The 3389-nt window shown below is 68.9% G+C and carries 1 pseudogene; it reads left to right on the top strand.

The features are described 5' to 3' along the window. Positions 1-330 precede the first annotated feature (330 nt). Positions 331-3389: pseudogene (fdh, locus tag JM949_RS34710) on the top strand (formate dehydrogenase); the annotation flags it as partial.

Below are 3389 nucleotides of genomic sequence, written 5' to 3'. Positions count from 1 at the left end.
GCGAGAGCGGACCGGGCGGGGCGACGCGGCCGGGTGGAGAGGGTGGGGCGGCGGCGCCGGGTGGCGGGAACAAGGTGGGTGGCTGGCTGGTTGTGGAGGGTGTCGGTGTGACTCAGTGTCCCCGGGCCTCACCTAATATCGCCGTCGCGGAATACCGTTCGGCTGGAGCCGCGTCGCGCCACTCGCCGAGAGGCGACCTGCACACCGACACCCAGCGCCGCCCCCGACCCCACCGGGCCGGGGGCGGCGCTGTCTACTGTCCCCGGCTCGCGAACATGTCTCAGGTGACCTATGTTCATGGGGTCGCTCGGGTGGGAGGGGGTGTCGGGTATGGGTCTTCGGACCTTCATCGAGGGTTGGCCGGTCTATCGCCAGCTCACCGGCACGGACCCGCTCGGCCGGGGTGCGGCGGCGCAGTCCGCCCGTTCGGCCGGGTTGACCGCCCGCACCGAGACCGCGGACAGCGTGGCCCGTTCGGTCTGCCCGTACTGTGCGGTGGGTTGCGGTCAGCGGGTGTTCGTCAAGGACGGGCAGGTCAGCCAGATCGAGGGCGATCCGGACAGTCCGATCTCGCGGGGTCGGCTCTGCCCGAAGGGCTCGGCCAGTAAGAGTCTGGTGACCAGTCCGCTGCGGCAGACGACGGTGCGCTACCGCCGTCCCTACTCGACACAGTGGGAGGATCTGGAGCTCGACACCGCGCTCGACATGATCGCCGACCGGATGCTCGCCGCCCGCGAGCAGACCTGGGAGGACGTCGACACGCAGGGCCGGCCGCTGAACCGGACGCTGGGTTTCTCCAGCCTGGGTGGGGCGACGCTGGACAACGAGGAGAACTACCTCATCAAGAAGTTGTTCACCGCGATGGGGGCGCTCCAGATCGAGAACCAGGCCCGTATTTGACACTCCGCCACCGTCCCCGGTCTGGGGGCCAGCTTCGGTCGTGGCGGTGCGACGGACTTCCAGCAGGACATCGCCAACGCTGACGTGATCGTCATCCAGGGTTCGAACATGGCTGAGGCGCACCCGGTGGGCTTCCAGTGGGTGATGGAGGCCAAGCGCCGAGGCGCGAAGGTCTTCCACATCGACCCGCGGTTCACCCGGACCAGCGCGGTGGCGGACGCGTACCTGCCGATCCGGGCGGGCACCGACATCGCGTTGCTCGGCGGGGTGGTGCGCTACATCCTTGACAACGAGCTGGACTTCCGGGAGTACGTGCTGTCGTACACGAACGCGGCGACGATCGTCAGCGAGGAGTTCAGCGACACCGAGGACGGCGACGGCTTCTTCTCCGGCTTCGACCCGGAGACCGGCACGTATGTGCAGGACAGTTGGCAGTACGAGGGGCACGAGCGTTCGTCGGGCAGTGGGCACACCGCCCAGGAGCGGGACAGCGCCGCGGGGTTGACGCACGAGTCGCACGGCGCGCCGGTCGGCGGTCAGACCGAACGCGACGAGACGTTGCAGCATCCGCGCTGCGTCTACCAGATCCTCAAGCGGCACTTTTCTCGTTACACCCCGGAGATGGTGGAGCGGGTCTGCGGTATTTCGCAGGAGCAGTTCCTGGAGTTGGCCCAGGCCTGGACGGAGAACTCCGGCCGCGAGCGCACCGGCATGCTCGTCTACTCGGTGGGTTGGACGCAGCACAGTGTGGGTGTGCAGTACATCCGCACCGGCGCGATCATCCAGCTGTTGCTGGGCAACATGGGTCGCCCGGGTGGCGGGGTGATGGCCCTGCGTGGGCACGCCAGCATCCAGGGCTCGACCGACATTCCGACGTTGTTCAACCTGCTGCCGGGCTATCTGCCGATGCCGCACCACGCGGAGCACCCGAGCTTCGACGAGTGGGTGGACAGCATCCGGCACCCCGGGCAGAAGGGCTTCTGGGGCAACGCCCGGTCGTTCGCCGCGAGCCTGCTCAAGGCGTACTGGGGGGACGCGGCGACCCCGGAGAACGACTTCGGTTACGGCTACCTGCCCCGGATGACCGGCGATCACGGCACCTATCAGCAGGTGCTCAACATGATCGACGGGAAGATCAAGGGGTACTTCCTGCTCGGGCAGAATCCGGCGGTGGGTTCGGCGCACGGTCGGGCGCAGCGGCTCGGGATGGCCAACCTCGACTGGTTGGTGGTCCGGGACCTGTTCATGATCGAGAGCGCCACGTTCTGGCAGAACGGCCCCGAGGTCGCCACCGGGGAGATCGTGCCCGAGGAGTGCCGTACGGAGGTGTTCTTCCTGCCGGCCGCGTCGCATGTGGAGAAGGAGGGCACGTTCACCCAGACGCAGCGGTTGTTGCAGTGGCGGGAGAAGGCCGTCGAGCCGCCGGGTGACGCCCGCTCCGAACTGTGGTTCTTCTACCACCTGGGCCGCAAGCTGCGCGAGAAGCTGGCCGACTCGGAGCTGCCGCGCGACCGGGCGTTGCTCGACCTCACCTGGGACTACCCCACGCACGGTCCGCACGCGGAGCCGAGGGCCGAGGCGGTGCTGCGCGAGATCAACGGGTACGACGTGGCGACCGGCAAGCCGCTGTCGAGTTTCGCCGAGGCCCGCGCCGACGGCTCCACGGCGGTTGGCTGCTGGATCTACACCGGGGTGTACGCCGACGGCGTGAACCAGGCCGCCCGCCGCAAGTCCCGGCACGAGCAGGACTGGGTGGCCGCCGAGTGGGGCTGGGCCTGGCCGGCCAATCGGCGGATCCTCTACAACCGTGCCTCCGCCGACCCGGACGGCAACCCGTGGAGTGAGCGCAAGCGCTACGTCTGGTGGGACGCGGAGAAGGGCGAGTGGACCGGCTACGACGTGCCGGACTTCGAGAAGACCAAACCGCCGTCCTACCGACCGCCACCGGGCGCGTCCGGGACCGAGGGCATCGCCGGCGACGACCCGTTCGTGATGCAGGGCGACGGCAAGGGCTGGCTGTACGCGCCCAGCGGTGTCCTGGACGCCCGCTGCCGACGCACTACGAGCCGGTGGAGTCGCCGGTGCGTAACCCGCTCTACGGTCAGCAGGCCAACCCGACCCGCAAGATGTACGCGCATCCGGTGAACTCGGTGAACCCGAGCCCGCCGCAGGAGCACGACCAGGTGTTCCCCTACGTGTTCACTGTCAGTCGGCTCACCGAGCACCACACCGCCGGCGCGATGAGCCGGACCGTGTCTCCCCTGGCGGAGCTGCAACCGGAGATGTTCGTCGAGGTGTCCCCGGCTCTGGCCGACGAGGTCGGGCTGAGGCATCTGGGCTGGGCGCACCTGGTCAGCGGCCGCGCGGTGATCGAGGCGCGGGTGCTGGTCACCGACCGGCTCACCCCGCTGCGGGTGGACGGTCGGATCATCCACCAGGTGTGGTTGCCGTACCACTTCGGTTTCGAGGGTCTGGTCACCGGCGACTCG

This window comes from Micromonospora tarensis (genome assembly GCF_016803395.1).
Classification (GTDB): domain Bacteria; phylum Actinomycetota; class Actinomycetes; order Mycobacteriales; family Micromonosporaceae; genus Micromonospora; species Micromonospora tarensis.
Note: the sequence above shows the minus strand (reverse complement) of the source record. Positions and strands in the feature narration are given on the sequence as shown.